The organism is Methylobacterium sp. NPDC080182 (genome assembly GCF_050281105.1).
Classification (GTDB): domain Bacteria; phylum Pseudomonadota; class Alphaproteobacteria; order Rhizobiales; family Beijerinckiaceae; genus Methylobacterium.
Genome location: NZ_JBNNWO010000067.1, coordinates 1 through 1,106 on the forward strand (window position 1 = coordinate 1; position 1,106 = coordinate 1,106).

Here is a 1,106-nt window from a genome sequence, read left to right on the forward strand (position 1 = left end):
TGACGTCCCCCCATCGCTTTGGTCCGGCCTGAGTGCGAGTTTTCCGGTTTTGTGAGACCCTGATGGGAGGAGCAGAGCCGTGAAGAAGAGCAGGTTCACCGAGGAGCAGATCGCCTTCGCGCTGAAGCAGGCCGAGACGGGGACACCGGTCGCGGAGGTGCTGCGCCGGATGGGCATCTCCGAACAGACATTTTACCGCTGGAAGAAGCTCTATGGCGGGCTCGGCACGGGCGAGCTACGTCGGCTGAAGCAGCTTGAGGAGGAGAACCGCAAGCTCAAGCAGCTCGTGGCCGATCTGAGCCTCGACAAGCACATCCTGCAGGACGTGCTCGCAAAAAAGCTCTGACGCCTGCTCGGCGACGCGAGCTCGTGCACCAGGTTCAGGAGGCGCACGGGGTGAGCGAGCGGCGCGGCTGCGCCGCGCTCGGCGTCGGCCGGTCGGGCGTCCGCTACCGCTCGACCAAGCCCGATCAGGCACCGCTGCGAATGCGCATCTGCGATCTGGCCAAGAGCCGGGTGCGCTACGGCTACTTCCGGATCTACATCCTGCTGCGCCGAGAGGGCTGGCGGGTGAACCATAAGAGGGTCCACCGCCTCTACCGGGACGAGGGCCTCAGCCTGAGGCTCAAGCGGCCGCGCCGGCACGTCAGCGCGGCACACCGTGAGCGTCAGCCTGCTGCGCTCCGGCCGAACGAGCGCTGGTCGATGGACTTCGTCTCCGATGCGCTGTTCGACGGCCGCCGGCTGAGAGCCCTGACGGTCGTCGATGCGTTCACGCGCGAGGCACTGGCGATCGAGGTCGACCAGGGCATCAAAGGCGAACAGGTCGTGGCTGTCGTCGGCCGCTTGGCGCTGCTGCGCGGAGCACCGTGCGCGATTCAGGTCGATAACGGGCCTGAGTTCGTCTCGAAAGCCCTCGACCGCTGGGCCTACGAGAACGGCGTCACGTTGGACTTCTCACGGCCTGGCAAGCCGACCGACAACGCGCTGGTCGAGTCGTTCAACGGCCGTCTGCGCGACGAGTGCCTGAACGCGAACTGGTTCTTGTCGTTGGCCGACGCGAGGAGCAAGATCGAGACGTGGCGGCGGCACTACAACGAGAGCCG

At 66.2% G+C, this 1,106-nt stretch carries 1 protein-coding gene; it reads left to right on the forward strand.

The window, feature by feature from the left end:
- Positions 1-79: 79 nt before the first annotated feature.
- Positions 80-1,106, forward strand: a protein-coding gene (locus ACQKQD_RS34145) for an IS3-like element ISMex11 family transposase (protein ID WP_427511006.1) whose coding sequence is annotated in 2 segments (ribosomal slippage) — positions 80-332 and positions 332-1,106 — 1,028 coding nt annotated over the 2 segments. Because the reading frame shifts where the segments join, the coding sequence is not laid out codon by codon here. This gene is flagged as partial in the annotation.